The sequence below is a fragment of the Aliihoeflea aestuarii genome (genome assembly GCF_024105665.1).
Taxonomy (GTDB): domain Bacteria; phylum Pseudomonadota; class Alphaproteobacteria; order Rhizobiales; family Rhizobiaceae; genus Aliihoeflea; species Aliihoeflea aestuarii.
Genome location: NZ_JAAAMK010000007.1, coordinates 177,410 through 196,635, shown reverse-complemented (window position 1 = coordinate 196,635; position 19,226 = coordinate 177,410). Strand labels below are relative to the sequence as shown.

Genomic DNA, 19,226 nt, shown 5'->3' with positions numbered 1-19,226 from the left:
GCCTATCCATCGCCATCAATCTCTAGCCAGGATTATCTACTTCCGACATCGCACGCTCGACCATAACGTGGATGTCGATGCAGGAATCGATGGGCAGGCAGCGGCGCGATCGTGATAATTCAACTCCAGGGGGTCGAAGCATCCATCGCTGAAGGGCAAGTAAGGCGGGCGGCATAGATGCCGGGGAATGCATTTGCATATCTGATGCTTTCGGCATGGCCGGTCGTCGTCTTCGTGATGTTCCGCCGCATGCCGGTGGAGCGCGCGCTGATATGGTCGATTCTCGGCGGGTATCTTTTCCTGCCGCCGCTCGTCGCCTTCGACATTCCCGTTCTGCCCTCGCTGGACAAGCACGCCATTCCTGCCCTTTCGGCCTGCCTGTGCCTCCTCGCGCTCGGTCGCAGGATCCGTCCCCTGCCGGCGACGATGCTCGGCAAACTGCTTGTCCTGACTTTTGTCCTCAGCCCGATCGGAACGGTCCTTACCAATCGCGAGCCGATCATCTTCGCGACCGGTGGTCTGCTCCCCGGCCTTTCGTCGCGAGACATCCTGTCGAGCGCGGCTTATCAGTTTCTGGCGTTGCTTCCGCTTCTCCTCGGGCGGGAGGTACTTGCAACGCCGAATGCGCATCGCGAGCTTGTCCGGGCGCTGGTCATAGCGGGGCTGATCTATTCGATCCCCATGCTCTACGAAATGCGTATGAGCCCGCAGCTCAACACGAAAATCTACGGCTTCTTCCAGCACGGCTTCGCCCAGACGGTGCGGTTCGGCGGCTTCAGGCCGGTCGTGTTCCTGCAGCACGGCCTCTGGGTCGCTTTTTTCACCGTGACGGCACTTGCGGCTGCGGGCGCCGCCCTGCGTTTCGCCGAACCGCGGCGGCGGGCACGCTACCTCGCCGCAACGCTCTATCTCGCAGTCATCCTGATCTTTTGCCGCAGTCTGGGTCCGCTTGTTCTCGCCGCAGCGCTCCTCCCGCTCGTTCTGTTTGCACGGACGCGCACACAGCTTCGGGTCGCCGCCATTCTGGCCGTCGTCGTCATCGCCTATCCGATCCTGCGCGGTGCCGATCTCGTGCCGGTGCAGGCAATGCTGGAACAGGCCGAGCGGATCGATCACGAGCGCATGCAATCGCTTCAGTTCCGCTTCGACAATGAACAGGCATTGCTCCGAAGAGCCGGTGAAAAACCGATATTTGGCTGGGGTGGATGGGATCGGAGCGCGATCCACGACTATGAAACGGGTCGCAATATTTCCACCATGGACGGTCGCTGGATCATCGTGTTGGGCTTGGGAGGCTGGATGGCGTATATCGCCGAATTCGTTTTGCTCGCACTGCCGGTTATAATGCTTTGGCGACAGAGCCGCTCATTGTCGGACGAAGGCGCTTCGCCCTATCTGGGAGCTCTTGCGCTGATGCTGGCATTCAACATGCTGGACCTCATTCCCAACGCGACCTTGATCCCCTTCACCTGGCTTTTGTGCGGGTCGATGCTCGGTTATGCCGAAAAACTCGCCGAGGTCAGGCGTATGCGATCTACCGCAGCGCGGGGGCGTATCCGGCTAATTCGAGGGCACGCCGTTGGACAAGGCTGACACACGAAACGTCGAAAGCTCTACCCAGCGCGCACCGCGTGTTCTGATCGTGTGCGAACATGCATCCTTCCGGTTCGGCGGCGAGGCGTCCTTGCCGCTCCACTATTTCACCCGGTTGCGCCGCCGCGGCATCGAAACCTGGATGGTCACGCATGAAAGGACCCGCGACGAGATCGCGCACGCATGTGCGACCGATCTCGATCGGATTGTTTTCGTGAAGGACAACGCTTTCAACAGGCTATGCTGGCGTCTGGAAAGCCGGCTGCCATCCATGGTCTCCCACTTCACCATCGGCTATGCCAGCCGTCTTGCGACCCAGCTCGAAGCGCGGCGGATCGCTCGCGACATCATCCGCCGCCACAAGGTGACGATCCTGCATCAGCCGATTCCCGTCTCTCCAAGGGAGCCGTCTTTCCTGTACGACATGGGATGCCCAGTCGTCATCGGCCCCATGAACGGCAACATGACATACCCCGAAGCGTTTCAGCCGAGCGGCGCTTTTTCAGGTATGAACGCCGTGAAAATCAACCTCGCACGAGCTGCCGCGCAGATCGCCCATCGCGTGGTTCCGGGCAAGTTACGGGGCGCTGCGCTGCTCCATGCGAATGAACGCACGCGCGCCGCCCTGCCGCAAGGCAGCAAGGGCGAGATGGTCGCGATGCACGAAAACGCCGTCGATCTGGCCGTCTGGCAATGCGGCGACATCGCAAGCGACGCGGGCAAGCGGCATTTCGTCTTTATGGGACGACTGATCGGCCTGAAGAATGTCGACATCGCGATTCTGGCACTCGCTCGAATGAAGAGTGGCGACGACGTCACGCTGGAAATCATCGGATCGGGTCCGGAGGAGGACGCCTGTAAGGCGCTTGTGGCCGATCTGGGACTTGGCGAGCGCGTGATCTTCAGCGGCTGGCTGCCGCAAGCGCAATGCGCCGATCGGGTCCGTGGCGCCCGAGCGCTGCTTTTGCCCAGTGTGCGCGAGTGTGGGGGCGCGGTCGTGCTCGAGGCGATGGCGTGCGGCACGCCGGCCGTCGCGACCAGATGGGGCGGCCCGTCCGACTATATCGACGAAACCTGCGGCATTCTGGTCGAGCCGACGTCGCGCGAGGCGATGATCGCCGGCTTCGCCGCGGCGATGGAGCGACTGGCGAACGACGCGCAATACAGGGACACGCTCGCCCGTTCCGCGCGACAGCGCATCGTCGATCATTTCGACTGGGACAAACGGATCGATTCGATGATGTTAGTCTACCAGCGCCATCAGGCCACGGCCGCTGTGCATTGAAGCCGCAAGGCCGCGCTCGAACTTTCCCTCTGCCTCCGTCGCTCGTTCACGCTCCATCGCGCCAGACAAAGCGCGGCGGATACGGTCGGCCAGCATGCGCACATGCGGCTCGAGCACCATGCTGTCGTGATCGCCCGAAACGACCGTCACTTCGAAATTCTCGATGAAGGGCGTCCAGCCATTGTCGTCGAAGACGAAATTGCGCCCTTCCTTCAGCCGGCGGCCGCCGCTCAGATGATAAAGGATCTCCGGCTCGGGCCTGAAAAGCGTGACTCTGCCGTCATAGGGCTTGAGTTCATAAAGCGCCAGCGCCCGCAGGAATGCCGCCTCGATCTGCGCATTGTGGAAAGTTTCGGACGATACGACCTGCGATCGCGCCTCGCGCCTCCGCTTCCTTTCCATCTCCCAGCGAACGCGGTTGCGCAGCCAACGCGAGAAAAACATGACGCCGTCACGGCGAACGTCCTGAAGCTTCATCGACGCAAGGTCGCGCTTCGAAAGGCCCGGCTGCACAGGCAGCGGCGTATCGAGCAGGATCAGCCGTGCGACCTTCTCGCCGGCTCCGTCGAGTTGCAGTGCCATCTCGTAGGCCGTTATCCCCCCACCCGAAAAGCCCGCCAGGAAATACGGCCCATGAGGTTGCACGGTCCGCACCTCTGCAAGATAGTCGCGCGCCATTTCCTCAAAGGTTTCGTGCGGCGGCGCATTGCCGAAAAGGCCCCGTGCCTGCAGCGCATAAACAGGTCTGTCGCGCCCGACATGCATCGCAAGCTGGCGAAGATTAAGAACGTTGCCGAACATGCCTGCGCAGATGAAAAGCGGGGTTGCCGACGAATTCGCAGCGCTTGCGTGAAGAGGAACCAGATGAACGCTCCGGGCGGCCGTCGTTCCGGACGCCTGCGCCGCAATCTGTTCGCAATCGCCGCCCGCCCCATGCTCGGCAAGCAGCGCCGCACATGCGCCGATCGTCGGCGCTTCGAAAAGGACCGACATCGGCAGGTCGATGCCGTAGTGATTGCGGATCATGCGGAACAGGCGCACGGCGATCAGGGAATGGCCGCCGACATCGAAGAAGTTGTCGTGAACGCCGACCCGTACCACGCCTAGCAGCTCGCGCCAGAACTCGGCCAGTTTCGTTTCGATCTCGTTGCGAGGCGCGACGTAGTCTTCGTCGAGTTCCGGTCGATCGAATTGCTGCGATGGGCCGGCCGCATCCGCCTTTCGTGCCGACGCGCGAACGCGCAGCGCCTCAAGGTCCATCGAACTGACGATCGGTTGCGTCTCGCCGGTGCCGAGCGCCCGCACCAGCGCCTCGAACCCTTCATGTGGTGAGATGCCGTTGCGGACCTGCGCGGCAAGCGGTGCATGAGCCTGCGATGTTCGGCCGATGGCGGCGGTCGGAACCTCCGGCGCGTCGGCGAAACCGAGGTCGTTCACCAGCCGCTTGACGACGAAATTCTCGATCTGTGCAATGACCACGCCGTCGTCACCGACGATCTGCACGTCGAACGCGGCATACCCCTCCCCGAGATCCGCGTTCTCTGCGAGCCGAACGATGCTGTCGAAGCTGGCGGGCAAGGACCGATGAAGAACGATCGAACCATAGCTTGCGGGCGCCCAAAGCGTTTCGTCGGGCTCGTAGCCGGGAACGAGTTCCAGCGCGCAGCCGGTTGCGATATCGAGAAGCGCGGGATGAACGACGCATCCACTTTGGAAATCGCCAAGAAAGTCCGGAGCCAGTGCGATCTTCGCCATGGCGACGCGCGGCCCGAGCGCCAGGTGTCGCAGCACCCGCCAGCGCGGACCGAACCTTATATGTCCCTCCTGCACCGACGCCAGCGCCCTCCCCTCCGGCGCCATGCGGATATCGGTGCATGCCGCTTGCAGCCGCGTCGTCGGGTCGCCGCGCCTGCACTCCGGCTCGCCGGGCACGAAAAGCGCTTCGGCATGTTTGCCGGCGCAGTGGATGGTCGCCTGAAACCCCTGCCCGGTCGGCGTAAAGCCGATTCGCAACGTCCGCGTCTCGCCATCCGGCACCATCAGCGGCCGCAGGAAAACGAGGTCCGAAAGAACGCCGGTTTCGGCGAGGCCGTATGCACGCGCAGCACGCAGAAAGATGTCGATATAGGCCGTTCCCGGCAAGATCGACTGCCCGGATGTCAGCCGGTGTTCGTCCAGCATCCAGTGCGAATCCGGCCCGATATCGGCTTCCAGCCAGGAAACGCCGTTCTCATCCTCGACCCAGCGGTCGAACAGGAGATCCGACGGGCGCTCGTGCGAGACCGTGGCCCCATAATTGTTGGACGAGACGCCGGCGACAGCACGGGCCGCCATGCCCACTTCGTTCCACACGCCCCAGTGTACCGCAACGGTCCGTCGATTCCGGTCGTTTGCGTGCGCCTCGGCATAGGCATTCAGATAGGCGTTTGCTGCGACGTAATCGACTTGTCCCGCCGGCGCGGTGTCGGTGCTGGTCGAGGAGAACAAAACGACGAGATCGACCGGGTCGCGCGCCAGAACCTGATCGAGCACGGCAGTTCCGTAAAGTTTCGGCGCGAGCACATTGTCGATGCTCTCGGTCGACTTCGCCGCCATCAGGCCGTCGTCCACGACGCCCGCTGCATGAAAGACGCCGTCGATCCTGCCGAACCGGTCCCGAGCTTGACCGAAAGCGCGTTCCATCGCTTCCGGATCGGTGACGTCCGCCTGCACGTAAAGCACTTCGCCGCCGCCCGCTTCGAGGTCGTCGATCACTTCGATGGCGCGCCGAATGCCGTGTCGCAAAGGAAGGACGCGTCGCCAAAGCGGCCACGCATCTTGCGGCGGCAGGTCCGTTCGGCCCACAAGAACGAGGCGGGCTCCAAGGTCACGCGCCAGCGACCGCGCGAGTGTGATCGACAAATCGGCAAGGCCGCCGGTAAAGAGGTAGACGCCCTCCTGCCGCAGGCCAGCAATGTCCGCTGCCGCCGGCTTGAGCGGCAGCTTCATATAGGATTGCGTCCATCGCCGCTCGCCGCGCCACGCGACGATCTCGCTGGCAGCGCCCGAAAAAACCTCCTCCCAAAGCTGGTCGGATATCGCATCGACCGGTGCCGCCTGACGCTTCCAGCGCCGCACCTTTACCGGCACACCGGCAACCTCGAAATCCACAACGCGCACGAAACTGTCGGCAAATTCGCGCGGAATAACCATTGCCGGCCCGAGCATAGTCGCCTTTTCCGGATACGGCACGGCCTCTCTATCGACCCGCTGAAGTCCGTTCGTTCCGATGGTGATTGCCAGATCATGCCCCTGATCCACCTCCGCCAGCGCCTGCGCAAAATGAAGCAGGCTGTCGAACCCGCATTCCTGATTGCGCTGAAAGAAACTCGATCCCGGCCTGAATGTCTCGGCTTCCGACAAAAGCCACAGATGGACGATCCTGCGCGGCAGGTCTCCCCGTTCGCCGAGCGCGCTGACCAGCGCGTCGTATCCGGCTGCCCCGTCCTCCGGGCACAGCACGAATTCATCCGCGCCGCGAACGGCGAACACATCGCCGATTGCGACGGTGGCGACGGTGTGTCCGATACCACGCAGTCTCGTCGCCAATTTTGCGCCATGCCCACCATCGTCGAGGAAAATCAGCCAAGACGCAGTTTGAGCCTCCGCGTGGGGCGTATAGTCGGGAACCGAGCGCTTCCATGAGCGTCGGTAGCCCCATTGCTCCATGTCGACAAGTTTCTCCAGCGGCGCCTCAGTGGCGGCTTGATGGCCCCGTTCACGCGACGGCTCGATGAAATAGCGCTTGTGTTGAAACGGATAGGTCGGCAGGCCGACGCGCCGCGCACCCGGGCGCGACGTCAGACCCTCGATGTCCGGGGCGAGCCCGACCGCCCAGCTTCGTCCGAGCGCGGCATTGAAATGCAGATGGTCGTTCTGGTCGTCATCGGCATGCGGCAGCGAATTGATCACGCGGTTGGCGTCGATATTGCCCTGCGCTTTCACCAGCGAGGAGAGCGTGCGACCCGGACCGACTTCGATAAAGACGCGCCGCTCATCGGCCGCTAGAAAGGCCAGTCCCTTTGCGAACTCGACCGTCGAACGCAAATGCCGAACCCAATAGGCGGGATCGGTGGCGTCCGCAGCCGAAAGTGGCTGGCCGTCCCTGTTCGAGATGATCGCGATCGCGGGTGGTCGCAACACGATGCTGCGCAGATAGGCCTCGAAGGGCGCGAGAATGCCGTCGAGCATGCGCGAATGCGCGGCAATGTCGATCGGCACGCGCGCCGTGTCGATATTTTGGCCGGCAAGGACGCCGCTGAACGCCTCCAGATCGGCATTGCGTCCCGAGACGACGCAAAGCTGCGGCGCGTTCACCGAGGCGATATCGAGTTCGGCCGGCATGAGGTCGCGAAGCATCGCGGCATCGGTCGAAACAGAGAGCATGCCCCCCGGCTCCACCGTGTCGAATAACCGGCCGCGCAGATGGACGAGACCGACCGCATCCTTGAAGCTCAGCACGCCGGCGACGCAGGCCGCTGCATTCTCCCCCATCGAATGTCCGATCAGAGCGGTGGGGCGTATCCCCTTTCCCATCCACAGGCGCGCGAGCGCGACTTCCGTGATCAGGATGGCCGGCAACTGGCGCGACGGGATCAGAAACAGCCCGGCCGCTTCATTGGGTGCCCTCGACCGGCCAAGCCAGACTTCGCGGATATCAGCCGCCGCCTCGGCTGGCAGATAGCCCAGCCCCTCATCCACATGCGCCCGGAACTCGGCGTTCTTCTCGTAAAGGCTTCGGGCCATGCCGGGATGCTGGGCACCGCCGCCGGGAAACAGGAACACGGCCTCGCCCGCGCCCTCGACGCTTTTGTGAGCGAAGAAGCGATTGGTCGTCAGCGCCGCGATCGCATCTTCGCGGCCCTCGACGCAGATGACCCGGCGATGTTCGAAATGCTTGCGGCCGGTCAAAAGCGTATGGGCGACGTCGCCTATCTCCAATTCGGGCTGCGCTTCGATCGCCGCACCCAGTCTTGCGGCCATGTCATCGAGCGCTTTGGGCTGCTTTGCCGAAAGAAGCAGCAGCGTCGCCTGCTCGTCACGTCCGCGCTCGATACGCGCTACCGTAGGTGCCTGTTCGAGCACCACATGGACGTTTGTGCCGCCGACGCCCAGAGAATTGACGCTCGCGCGGCGTGGCCGTCCTGTTCGTGGCCAGGCACGCAGGGCCGCATTGACGAAAAACGGGCTGTTCCCGAAATCGATGGCCGGGTTCGGCGCGTCGTAACCGAGCGAAGGGGGGATTTCGCCGTGCTTGAGCGCAAGCGCGGCTTTGATGAGGCTGACGACGCCTGCGGCCGTGTCGAGGTGACCGATATTGGATTTGACCGACCCCACGCCGCAAAAGCCCTTGCGCGTCGTGTTTTGGCGGAAAGCCTGCGTCAGCGCCTCGATCTCGATGGGGTCTCCGAGCGCGGTTCCGGTTCCATGGCATTCGACATAATCGATCGTGTCGGCATCGACCCCGGCAAGACCCATCGCCTCGATGACGGCCTCGGCCTGCCCGTTCACGCTGGGCGCCAGATATCCGGCCTTCGTCGCGCCGTCATTGTTGACCGCCGAGCCCTTGATGACGGCGTGGATCCGGTCCCCGTCGGCGATGGCATCCGCTAGGCGGCGCAGCACGACCACGCCCACGCCGCTCCCGAACACTGTGCCGGCTGCGCGATGGTCGAACGGCCGGCAATGCCCATCCGGCGCAAGGATTTCGCCCTCCTGAAACATATAGCCGCGCCGATGCGGAAACTCGATCGTCACGCCGCCGGCAAGCGCCATGTCGCACTCGCCGCTGATGAGGCTCTGACAGGCATAGTGGGTAGCGACCAGCGAGGTCGAGCACGCGGTCTGCACGTTGACGCTCGGCCCGCGCAGATCGAAACTGAACGAAACGCGGGTGGCGAGGAAATCCTTGTCGTTGCCGTTGTGCCGAAGCAGGAACATGCCAACCTGATCGACAAGCTGCCTATTGCTGCACACATTGAAATAGAAGTAGCTGCCCATGCCGCAGCCGGCGAAAACGCCGACCGGCCCGGACGCCGTATCCGGCGTTCGCCCCGCATCCTCCATCGCCTCCCAGGCGCATTCGAGGAAGTGGCGATGCTGCGGGTCCATGATCGCCGCTTCCTTCGGGCTGAGACCGAAGAAATCCGCATCGAACATCTCCATATCCGCCAGATCGGCCGTGCGCGGCACATAGTTTGCGCCGTCCAGCGGGTCGCCGTCGGCGGCCGCCGCCGCCATTTCCTCGGCCGTCAGGTCGCGGACCGATTCCACGCCGTTTCTGATATTGGCCCAGAACTGCGCGACGTTCCTGGCGCCCGGAACGCGCAACGACATGCCGACGACGGCGATGTCGTTCGGCGATACAGCAGCCAGCGGCGAACAGTCGTTCATGAAATCACGCACCCAATGACAGACCCTGCGGGGCTCGAATTTACCGGTCGTGCAAGTGCGTCTTCAATCAATCATTCGATTGTGCTTGCACGACAGGCACCTGTGCTTGTGAAAATCACGAAGCGGCGCTTCAGCGCACATCCTCCGCGCCTTTCCCGATCCAGCCGAGCTTTCGGTTGCCCGAAAGCCGCGTTGTGGTAACCGGCGTCCGGTTCTCGGAAAGCCGGGCAGGTTCGACGTCCGCCGCGAACATCTCGGCGAGTTGCGCCGCGCAGCGGTCGACGTCGTGCCGGTCGAGGGATCGTTCGCGGCATGCGCGGCCCATTGCGCCGAGTTCCTCGGCGGGCGTCACGGCAAACCGTTCGATTGCAGCCACAAGCGACGTTACATCGCCCGCCGTCACGAGCCAGCCGTGAACGCCGTCGGATACGAGTTCAGGTATGCCGGCGATCCGGGTTGTGATCACCGGTCGCGCCGACGCCATGGCTTCCATGAGCACGACCGGCAAGCCCTCGGCAAAGCTCGGCAGAACGAGCGCGTCCGCGTCCGCCAGTTCCCGCCTGACAGCCTGCTCGTCCAGCCATCCGGGCATCGTGACGTTCCGCTCCAGCCTGGCGTGACGGATGGCGCGTTCGATCTCGCCGCGCAGGACGCCGTCGCCGATGATGGTCAAGTGGAGATCGGGAAAGGTTTTCGATGCCTGCGCCATCGCCTCGATAAGTAGCAACTGTCCCTTCTGCTCGACCAGACGTCCGATCGTGACGAGCCGTCGGCGCCCGGCCGGCGGTGAAGGATCCGGAAACATCGTCGTGTCGAGACCGCAATGGACGACCTTGATCCGATGCCAGTGCGTGGCCTCGCTCCACCTGTAAAGCTGGCTGCGGCCGAACGAACTCACGCCCACAACGAAGGCGGCGCGAGCGATCTTGTCACCAAGCGACAGCGAAATCGGCATGTCGAACTCTTCCGGGCCATGGACGGTGAAACTGTAGGCCGGACCGCCGAGCATGTTCGCCAGCATCGCGATCGCCGCGGAATTCGTTCCAAAATGCGTATGGACGTGCTGGATGCGAAGCTCCCGGCAACGCCGCGCGAGATAACAGGCCTCGACGAGATATGCGACATGTCGCACGTATCCTTCCCGCGACCGGCCCGCCATCTGCATGGCAAGGCCGAATGCACGCAGCGTCCGGACCGGAAACTGAGCGATCGTGCTCAATGCGATCCAGATCAGCCGCCACCAGGATTGCCCCAGAATATACTCGGTCTTCGCCCGTTCCTCGATATCGGCCGGCTCGATGAGGGGGGCGCCGACGCGCACGGCGATCCGGTTGACATTGATGCCGGCGCGCTCGACCGCCTGGAGTTCGCGACGAATGAAAGTCGAACTGCCCAGCGGATACGTGTTTATGAAATAACAAATATTCACATCGACCCCCGCTCTATTTCAAAGACCTGAAATAGCGCCCTGAAAATAATACAATGCAGGATGTCTTGACCGAATACGCCTAGCAAATTCGATCTATATATCAAGTATCTCTTAAACAGCCTTGCGCCAGCGAGCGGGGCTTCGCAACTGCGACGCCCAGGGCATCGGCATAAGAGGCGCGCATCTGGTCTCGATCGTCCTGATTCCCGAGGAATTGCCGGCGGTGTGAATCGCGAGGGTTACCTCGGTAACGTGCAGTGCGAAATCCGCCGTCAGACGCGGCGCGCGCTTGTCTCGGATCGCTTCGACGAGATCGAGCGGCCCAAGCGCGAAGTTCATCGATGCCGCCCCGAACCTGCGCGGTTTGGCATGCGTTTCAGCCGAGAACTTCAGTCTTTGTGGAATGGGCGACGTGATGAGGCGGCGGCGAAACGGAAAACGCCGGCGAAAGCGGACCCGCGCAGAATTGTCCCAGCAATCGTCCACCTGCAAAATGCCGTTGTCGCCGACGACGACGAGCTTGTGATTGTGCGGCGCCAGTATGGAACAGGTCAGACGCGCGACCACGTTGGATTCGAAGAACAGTGTCGCGACCGAGAAGTCGGGAGCCGGCTGATCGACTTCCATCTGATCGGGCGCCAGGCAGGCCGATACGGCGACGATGCTCTGGACACTGCCGAACATGGCGATCAGCCATGTCAGGTAATATCCGGCATGTTCGATCGTGCAGCCGACCTCGAATTCGTCCTTCGAAGGCCATGGCGCTCCCGAATTGCTGGTCCACAGGCTGTAAGGCGCTTTCGATATGTAATCGTCGTCGAGTTCGGCGTAGACGAGCCTGACGCGACCCGCGACATCCGCCCGCACCGCTGCCGCCATCAGTTGCGCGGCTTCGCCGAGCACGCTGCACGGCGCGGAAGCAAGCAGCAGGCCGCGTTCCTTTGCCAGATCGCATAGGTGCCTTGCCTGTTCGAGTTCGAGCGCAAGCGGTTTTTCGGAATAGACGTTAAGCCCCGCCTCGAGGCATTGCCGGCTGATCTGATAGTGTGCGGCCGGGTTGGTCAAATTGAGAACGAGGCCGCCCGGCCCGATAGCTTCGGCAAGGGCCGCGAGATCGGGAAGCGCGACCAGCCCCCAATGTCGCGCGAACCGTTCGCTTCGATCGATTGCGATGTCCGTAACGCCCACGATGTCGAGCCCCGGAAAGCTCGCGAATGAGCGCATGTAAAGGTCAGCGACATAGCCTGTGCCGACGATGCCAATTTTCACCATGGCGATCCTCGCCGCGACCAAGGCCCAACCCTAGAAGAGGACGCCGCAAGTCCACTTTTGCCGGATCATGCGCGAGGATTGCTCATCGCGCCATTAGATAAATGCAGCTATCCGGCGGTAACGCTTGGGCTAGCGCATGTCTCCCGAAAGTGGGCACCGGTTTCGGGATAAAGGCATGCGCAAGAACAAGAGCCTAAAGCGCACGGAGAGAGTCTGAAAGATCGCGACGCGCTTTAGGAATGCGACGCGTACTTATCGTCCGTCCGGCACCTTTGCAGGCATCTGCGAAACACGCCGCCGAGCAGAAAGCCGAAGTTGAGGGCGGCGATATAGGCCGCCCATGCAAGAAGCGTCACGGATCCCGGCGACACCAATCCCCATGCTAGGCACGCGATGGTGATGGCGACGCCGAAGGGAACGAGCACGAAGACGGTGAACCGCGTTCCCAGGATCAGCCCCGCTGCAAAAAGGATCAGCATCATCAATGTGATATCCTGACCCGATCGCATGATCGGATTGCGCCTCGCCAAAAGAAGGCCGCCCGAGCGAATCGCGGCCTTTCCGAACAGGCAGACTGCCGCAAACCGGTTTACGCATCGCTAATTTCGGCACGTCCCGGCAGAAGATATCGTCAGGCTTCGAGGTTTCCGGCCGCCGCGAAAGAGCCGTATTTGTTCATGTCGTCCGTCACCTTGTTGACGATCCGCTGGCCGACGAAGCCCTTTCGTTCGGCGAAGGCATAAAGCAGGCAACGGTCCGCAACGATGTTCATGACCCGCGGAATGCCTGCCGCATGATCGTATATCAAGCCGGTCGCCGGCCGCGTGAAGAGACGCGGGCTTCCCCCGGCGACGGTGAGCCGGTGCGCGAAATATGGCACCGCTTCAGGCACCGATAGCGGTAGCAGATTGAAGTCGGACGAAACGCGCTGCGCGAACTGCTTCATGCCCGGCATCCTGAGCAGATCGCGAAGTTCCGGCTGGCCCACGACGACCAGTTGAAGCAGCATTTCGTCGACATTGACGTTCGACAGCATCCGCAATTCTTCCAGACGCGCCGCATCGAGATTCTGCGCCTCGTCGATGATCACGACCGACCGGCGGCCGCCCTGACGCTGCTCGACCAGAAACCGCTGGAATTCCTGATACAGCCTTGGATAAGAGCGGTCCTCGAAAGGCTGGCCGAAAGCCATCATGATCCAGTCGAGCAGCCGGCCGGACTGGTCCGATGTGTTGCTGATAAGCGCCGTCGTCACGTTTTCGGGAATCTCGCCCACCAGCTTGCGCACGAGCGACGTCTTGCCCGACCCGATATTGCCGGTGATGACCGTGAAACCGGCATTGTCCGCCACGCCGTACTCAAGCATCGAATAGGCCATCCGATGGCGATTGCCCAAATAGAGGAACTTCGGGTTTGGAAGGATGGAAAACGGTTTTTCCCGAAGTCCGAAATGCGATTCATACATGGATCGAAATCCTGATCGTACCTTGAGAACGGCGCCCGAACCTGCGCCCGACCGCAAGCGCGGGCGCGCCGTGCCACCCTGCCCCAGCGACGGGAGCGTCGGCAAGCAGGAAAACGATGCCGTTAAAGACCGTGAGGGCGCGCCTTGTTGAGGACAACGTAATGAGGTGTCTGCGCAAGCGAACTTCGGCATGCCTCGATGTCCGCGACGGTCGATGATCCGACACCCACGACGAGCAGCGCCGTATTCGACATCATCGCGACCGTTGCGCTGTCATCGCTGATCGGTAGCGGCGGCAGGTCGAGGATCAGGACGGTCGGTCCGCATTCTCTTTTGACATGATCGATCCAGTCGCGGAGAAGCGTGTGCCGTGCAACGGTTTGCCCGCTCAGTTCGCCAAGAGTAGCCAGGTTTGCCAGATAAAGCGCAGAACCATCGACCTGAACCCTGATCGTCTCGGCTCCCGCCACACTGCCTGAATCCGCTACGGTGGCGCGAAGTCCGAGGCGTTCGAATGTCTGCGACGGGTCGAGCGTGGCAAGCACGACCTGCCACTGCCGCTTTCGCGCGGTGCTGAACGCCAGATTGGCAGCGAGTGTAGACACTCCGCAGCCATGTGCGGGCGCCACCACCGCGATCACGCGTGTGTCGTGGTCTCCAACCGTTCCAAGCAGCCCGTTGCGCAGAAGGTCGAATATCCTCGTCTGGCGATCTCTCGCGTCGAATGCGACGATCCGCTTGTTTTTGAGATCGAGCGACGATGGTGTATGGGCCGGCAGATTCGCCGCGCGAAATGGATCGGCATGCAACTGGTCTGCGTGAAAACCTTCCGCCGGTGCGCCAGCTTTTGCCCTCAACTCCTCGATGGAGAGGATGCGAGCCCGATTGAGGGCTTCGATTACGCTTTCCATGGATCGGTCCTCGACATGTCGGCAATTGCAAAAAGGTTGGGGCTGTCGTTCGAGGCCATGAGGTTCGGCGGCCAGCCGTAAAGGCCCAAAAGGGCGGAGCCGCCGACAAGCGCAAGGAGAAGCAAGGCAATCGCCGCAAGTGCGATATTCCGGCGCTTCTGCGCCGAGGTCTGCCAGTAATCGATGATGACCAGCGGACTTTCGCCGATGACCGGCTCGACATCGAACGCACCGCGTATTTTGGGATCGAACGTATCGGCGACGTAAAGACACCCCATTCCAAGGGCGAGCGAGGCGCCCAGCATGGCGAGCATGTAATTGGTGCGCGATGTGCCGCTCGGATAAAGCGGGGCCTCCGGCGTTTCGAGAATCCTGATCTGCTCGTCCTGCTGATCCGTCTCGAGCCGCTCGCCAAGCCGCGCGACGTTCAGCTTGCCGGACATGTCGTCCAGGTTCCGCTGCACCGCGTCGCGCTCCGCCACGAGGAGGTTGAGTTGCGCCTCGACATTCGGCATGTCGGCGACGATGTTGCGGATTTCTTCGAGGTTCCCCGTCAGCGCCACCTGCTGCGCTTCAAGCGCCTCGACCTGCTGCTCGGCAAACTTAATGCGTTGTCCGACAAGCATGACTTCCGGCGACATATTCACGGAAACCACTTCCTGGCCATCTTCGGGCGCGGCTTGCGCCAAATTCGATTCCAGTGCGGCGATCCGCGATTTTATCGACCTGATCTCGTGATGCTGCGGTGAGAGCACCGTCGAGCGCGCAACGAGATCGGCGCGCAGCGTGCGCAACTCGTCGCGTCGTTCCCGAAGCGAAGCATCTCCGGATGTTTCGTGCACGAAAAGTTCCGCGCGCAGCACGTCGAGGTTCGAGCGTGCTTCGGCCAGTTCCCGAGCAATTTCCGCCAGTTCGCTCTGCCCTTCGCGAATATCGCTCAGATGCAGCGTGAGACGGCTCGGCAGCCGATTTTCATTGTCCTGCGTGAATTGGGACAAGCGTGCGCCCAGTTCATTCGCACGACTGGTCAGCACCGAAACCTCACGCTCCAGGAACGTGCTGGCTTCCGTTGCGCGCGACATGCGCGCCCTCCGGTTCTCCTCGGTGATCATGGCCGCGATCTCGCTTGCCATGTCGGCGGCAAGGTCGGGTGTCGAGGCGTTGACGCCGATGCCGAAGACGGAACTTGCGGCGAACTGCTCCGACGCTTCCGTCGCCCTCATGGTGATGACAATGTGACCGCGTACGATATGCGCCAGTTGCGTGTTGGAGACCTGCCCCTTCAGTTCCGGCAACAGGTCGAATTTGCGTACCAGCTTGAGCAGGTTCTCGCGGGCCAGAACGCGTTGCTCAATGAATTGAAGGCGCTCGTTGGTGACGGTGGACTGGACCAGCGTCGACGGTATCGCCTGCGAACTGACGACGATCACCGCCTCCGAATAGTAGCTTCGCGGGATGTTGACTATATAGACCGCGCCGAGCGCAAGCGCGATGAGCGCGGGTACGATCCAGACCAATGGACGGCGGATCGCCAGATCCAGATAGTAATAGACAAGTCGAAAATCACTCATTGAACGCCCTACCCCGCCCGTTCTCGGGCCTTCGCCAGCCTGCGTCGCTTCAGTTCACCGTCGCGCTCGCCATCGGCGTCGCGCTCGAAATCTTCATGACTTCCACCAGATCGCCCGGCAGCAGGGCCGTCAGCGTCGAGGCATCGATTTGCGTGCTGGTTCCCTCGATCGTCCGCATGATCCGATAGGCGAACGGCGCTTCCTGGCTGTTGCCTGCACTGTCGCGTTCATAGACCGCCAGCGCTCGGCGATTATCGCCCAGCCTTGCGTTCAATGCCTCCAATTGCCGCCGCGCATCGTTGAGCTCGGTCATGAGCTCGACCTGCCGTTCGCCGGACAGCACGCCGTCGCGGTTGGCTTCCTCGATGGCCGACGCCTCCGCTGCGGCGATCTGCGCCTCGAGTTCACCGGCCTCGCCGTCGATCGCGGCCAAACCGCCTTGTTGCTCCAGCAGTTGCGAGCGCTGCATGTGGCCTCGCTCAACCAGCGTGGTGGCCGAGGCGACGCGTTCCGCCTGAAGCTCCCGGCGGCGGTCGATGATCCCGCGCTGCTGGCGCACCGCTTCGATGCCGCGCGTGGTCATCTCCCTCACCTCGCTCGACACATTCGACGCGGAGGTGCGTGCGGCGATGCGAAGGTCCAGAAGCCGTTGTTCACGCTCCCCGATTTCGGCGAGCTGGGCTTCGGAAAGCTCGAACGCGAGATTGCTGGGAGCCACGACCCGATCGGATCCGGCAAGTTCGGCTTCCAGTCGCGCGATCGCAAAGCTGATTTCGGCGCCCGACTTCTGCGCTGCGTCGATTTCGCTTTTCAGAAGGATCGAGCGATCGACGTCTCGCGCGACCAGCGGTGTGCGATAAGGACCGCCCGCCAATGTTATCGCATGGAGCACCGTCATGCCCGGACGATACGGAAAGACGCCGGGTTCCTCGACCTCACCCGCCACGAATACCGACGGCAGATGCGAGGGATGCGGCTGTAGCATGACCGCGATATCGAGACTGTCCGTATAGTAAGGACGCAGGCGATCGATAACGTCCGCCTCCACTTCGTCGACGGTTTTCCCCTCCACGGTCAAATGGCCGACCAGAGGCAGTGAGAGCCGTCCATCGGGGCCGATAGTCACACTGCGATTGAGCTGTTCGTCCTGCGCGACCCAGAACTCCAGAACGTCTCCCGGTCGAAGCGTGTATGCCTCCTGCGCGTTCACTTGTGCCGCCGCGACACATAGCAGAACGAGCAGGGCGATTGCGCGATTTGCTACGCTCCGGCACGTCGTCGAAAAGCGGTTCGCGATATTCATTGCAGTTCACCGTGCATAGTTGCGCCGTTGTTCTTGAAATGGGCAGGTTCAACGACCACCGGATCACGCGAAGCCAGCGCTGTCGGCGACGCCCGTTCGCTGCGCCGCCCGTCGCTCGCGACCCCGGAACGGGGATAGGATCGGACCGCCTCCCACGCGATTTCCTGAAGCCGTTCTGCAAGGTCGGGCTGGGCGGTGAAAAACACCTGCCCCCATTCGTTCCGCAAGCTGGTGGGCAGGCCGACCGGGCTTTCGCCGTAGATGGTTGCGTATTGCACCATGGCGATGAAGTAGGCGCCGATATCGTTCGGGTGGATGTCGTCGCCGAAAACGTCGTTCAGCCGCTTCGTTCCCGGTACCGTGCCGTCTGCGATCTCGTCATGAAGCAGAGCCATGGCCTGACCGCCCGGAACGATGAGCATTTCGGGCTGACCGGGCGCGCGCTCGTCATTGACGAAATCCACGATGCTCTCCCAAAGCGGGAGGTCCTGATCAATCCGCACCCGCCACGGGATATCGTCATTGCCATTGTTCTCGATGCGCACGCCGGTTCCGCTGTTGAGGCTGTGCCATGTTTCGAAGAGATAGACCCGGGCATCCGGATTCGCAGTGACGGCGAGGTCGTAGAACTTGAATGCGTTTTCCCCGGACGCGCTCCACGTCGTATGGCTGAGCAGCGGAACGGCCTCGGTCATCACCACCACGTCGACGTCGCCGCCCGGCAGCACCGCCCGCGCGTCGACGCCCTGCGCTTCAGCCGAATGGTCCCAGTTCCAGACCAGCGGCGCACCGTTGATAATCTGGAAGTTCACCTTGTCGCCCGCATGCCGAGCCCCGACGACGTCCTGCAGCATCAGGGGCATCGTGGTTCCGATCAGGCTGTGCCCGATCAGGAGAATGTTGATGAGGCTAGAGGCCATGCGACGCCACCCCCGTCTTCGGGTAGGTCGAAACGACGGTCCACACGATTTCCTGCATCAGCCGTGCCGCCTCTTCGTCGGGAGCCTGCGCCGCGCTGCCGTCGGCACGCATCAGCGTGCGGGGAAGCCCCTGCGGATCACGACCGTAGAGCACCGCATAATGCGTGAGCGCGACGAGATATGCTCCAAGGTCGTTGAGGTGGATATCATCGCTGAAAAGCGATGTGCGGTCCGCCACGTTGCCGACCCCGCCCCGCGCCTCCACCTCGCGGACGAAGGCGCCGAGAACCTGGCCTGCCGGAATGACGTGGATCGGACGGTCGCGAAGGGCCGGTACGAGAACCTGACCTTCCCAGTAAAGACCGATGTCGCGGTCGATGCGCGCCAGCCACCCTTCCCGGTCGTTCAAAGGGTGCCAGGTCTCATAGAGATAGACGCGGATGTCGGGATTGGCTGTCCAGCCGGCCTCGGCCCAGCGTCTCGTATAGGTCGCACTGTCGAAATAGCGGATCGCGTCCTTGATCTCGACCATTTCGGTCAGAACCAGCGCGTCGTAGTCTGCGCTGTCGACCGCTTCGCGTGCGGGCCGGTATCGGGGATGGTCGTTTTCGACATCGAATCCTTCGATCTCGTGACCGGGCTCCCAATGGGCTTTCATCGTCGTGCCCCAGCCGAGCTGGCTTTCATATGTATGGCCCGCTCCCGCAAGCTGGGCGAGCATGGCGGGCATGTCGCGCCCGACGAGACTGTGTCCGAGGTGGAATACGCGCAGCGGCGCCGACGGCGCTTCGACCGGACGCGCGTAAAGTGCGTCGGTATCCGCCGACCCCGTCTTGCTTCCGCTGAGACCGAACGCGGCCACGACAAGCAGGCCGACGGCAGCGGGGCTGAATAGCCTGTACATTCGCGCCCACCTTCTTCCCAGCGCCACGCAGCATTGTGACATGCTCCCTGGAAGAAATTGAAGCAAAGCTCGCTAACAACACAACATTCAATTCGATCTAGACCGATTAGGTTATACTTAGGTGCATTTATGAAATCCCCC

12 protein-coding genes are annotated in these 19,226 nt (G+C 62.3%); 2 read left to right on the top strand and 10 right to left on the bottom strand.

Going from position 1 to position 19,226, the window contains the following annotated elements; translation table 11 throughout:
* Positions 1-177 precede the first annotated feature (177 nt).
* Both GTW25_RS14995 and GTW25_RS14990 read left to right on the top strand, forming a co-directional pair.
* Complete coding sequence (locus tag GTW25_RS14995; RefSeq protein WP_252913056.1) at positions 178-1,593, top strand: hypothetical protein; 1,416 nt, start codon at positions 178-180, stop codon at positions 1,591-1,593.
* Positions 1,580-2,878, top strand: coding sequence for a glycosyltransferase (locus GTW25_RS14990; protein ID WP_252913055.1), 1,299 nt, complete (start codon positions 1,580-1,582; stop codon positions 2,876-2,878). The genes GTW25_RS14995 and GTW25_RS14990 overlap by 14 nt, the downstream gene beginning before the upstream one ends.
* Here the strand turns inward: GTW25_RS14990 and GTW25_RS14985 are convergent.
* From GTW25_RS14985 to GTW25_RS14940, 10 genes are all read right to left on the bottom strand, one after another.
* Entirely contained in the window at positions 2,837-9,310 is a 6,474-nt protein-coding gene (locus tag GTW25_RS14985) for a type I polyketide synthase (RefSeq protein WP_252913054.1), read from the bottom strand. The two genes, GTW25_RS14990 and GTW25_RS14985, sit on opposite strands and share 42 nt — an antisense overlap.
* A 130-nt stretch (positions 9,311-9,440) precedes the next feature.
* Positions 9,441-10,739, bottom strand: a complete 1,299-nt coding sequence (locus GTW25_RS14980; protein WP_252913052.1) for a glycosyltransferase — start codon at positions 10,737-10,739, stop codon at positions 9,441-9,443.
* A 111-nt stretch (positions 10,740-10,850) separates the two neighbouring features.
* A complete protein-coding gene (locus tag GTW25_RS14975) occupies positions 10,851-12,011 on the bottom strand; it encodes a Gfo/Idh/MocA family protein (protein ID WP_252913050.1) in 1,161 nt (386 codons plus the stop codon).
* Positions 12,012-12,244: 233 nt separating this feature from the next.
* Positions 12,245-12,493: a hypothetical protein gene (locus GTW25_RS14970; RefSeq protein WP_252913048.1), complete on the bottom strand. Its 249-nt coding sequence runs from the start codon at positions 12,491-12,493 to the stop codon at positions 12,245-12,247.
* 149 nt (positions 12,494-12,642) lie between these two features.
* Positions 12,643-13,476, bottom strand: coding sequence for an ExeA family protein (locus GTW25_RS14965; RefSeq protein ID WP_252913046.1), 834 nt, complete (start codon positions 13,474-13,476; stop codon positions 12,643-12,645).
* 122 nt (positions 13,477-13,598) lie between these two features.
* Positions 13,599-14,387, bottom strand: a complete 789-nt coding sequence (locus tag GTW25_RS14960) for a P-loop NTPase family protein (RefSeq protein WP_252913044.1) — start codon at positions 14,385-14,387, stop codon at positions 13,599-13,601.
* The gene (locus tag GTW25_RS14955) at positions 14,375-15,958 is read right to left on the bottom strand and encodes a GumC family protein (RefSeq protein ID WP_252913042.1); all 1,584 of its coding nucleotides are present in this window, start codon (positions 15,956-15,958) and stop codon (positions 14,375-14,377) included. The genes GTW25_RS14960 and GTW25_RS14955 overlap by 13 nt, the downstream gene beginning before the upstream one ends.
* A 49-nt stretch (positions 15,959-16,007) precedes the next feature.
* Complete coding sequence (locus GTW25_RS14950; protein WP_252913040.1) at positions 16,008-17,261, bottom strand: polysaccharide biosynthesis/export family protein; 1,254 nt, start codon at positions 17,259-17,261, stop codon at positions 16,008-16,010.
* Complete coding sequence (locus tag GTW25_RS14945) at positions 17,258-18,181, bottom strand: hypothetical protein (RefSeq protein WP_252913038.1); 924 nt, start codon at positions 18,179-18,181, stop codon at positions 17,258-17,260. The genes GTW25_RS14950 and GTW25_RS14945 overlap by 4 nt, the downstream gene beginning before the upstream one ends.
* The gene (locus GTW25_RS14940) at positions 18,171-19,085 is read right to left on the bottom strand and encodes a hypothetical protein (protein WP_252913036.1); all 915 of its coding nucleotides are present in this window, start codon (positions 19,083-19,085) and stop codon (positions 18,171-18,173) included. Before GTW25_RS14940 ends, GTW25_RS14945 begins: the two co-directional genes overlap by 11 nt.
* Positions 19,086-19,226: the final 141 nt, after the last annotated feature.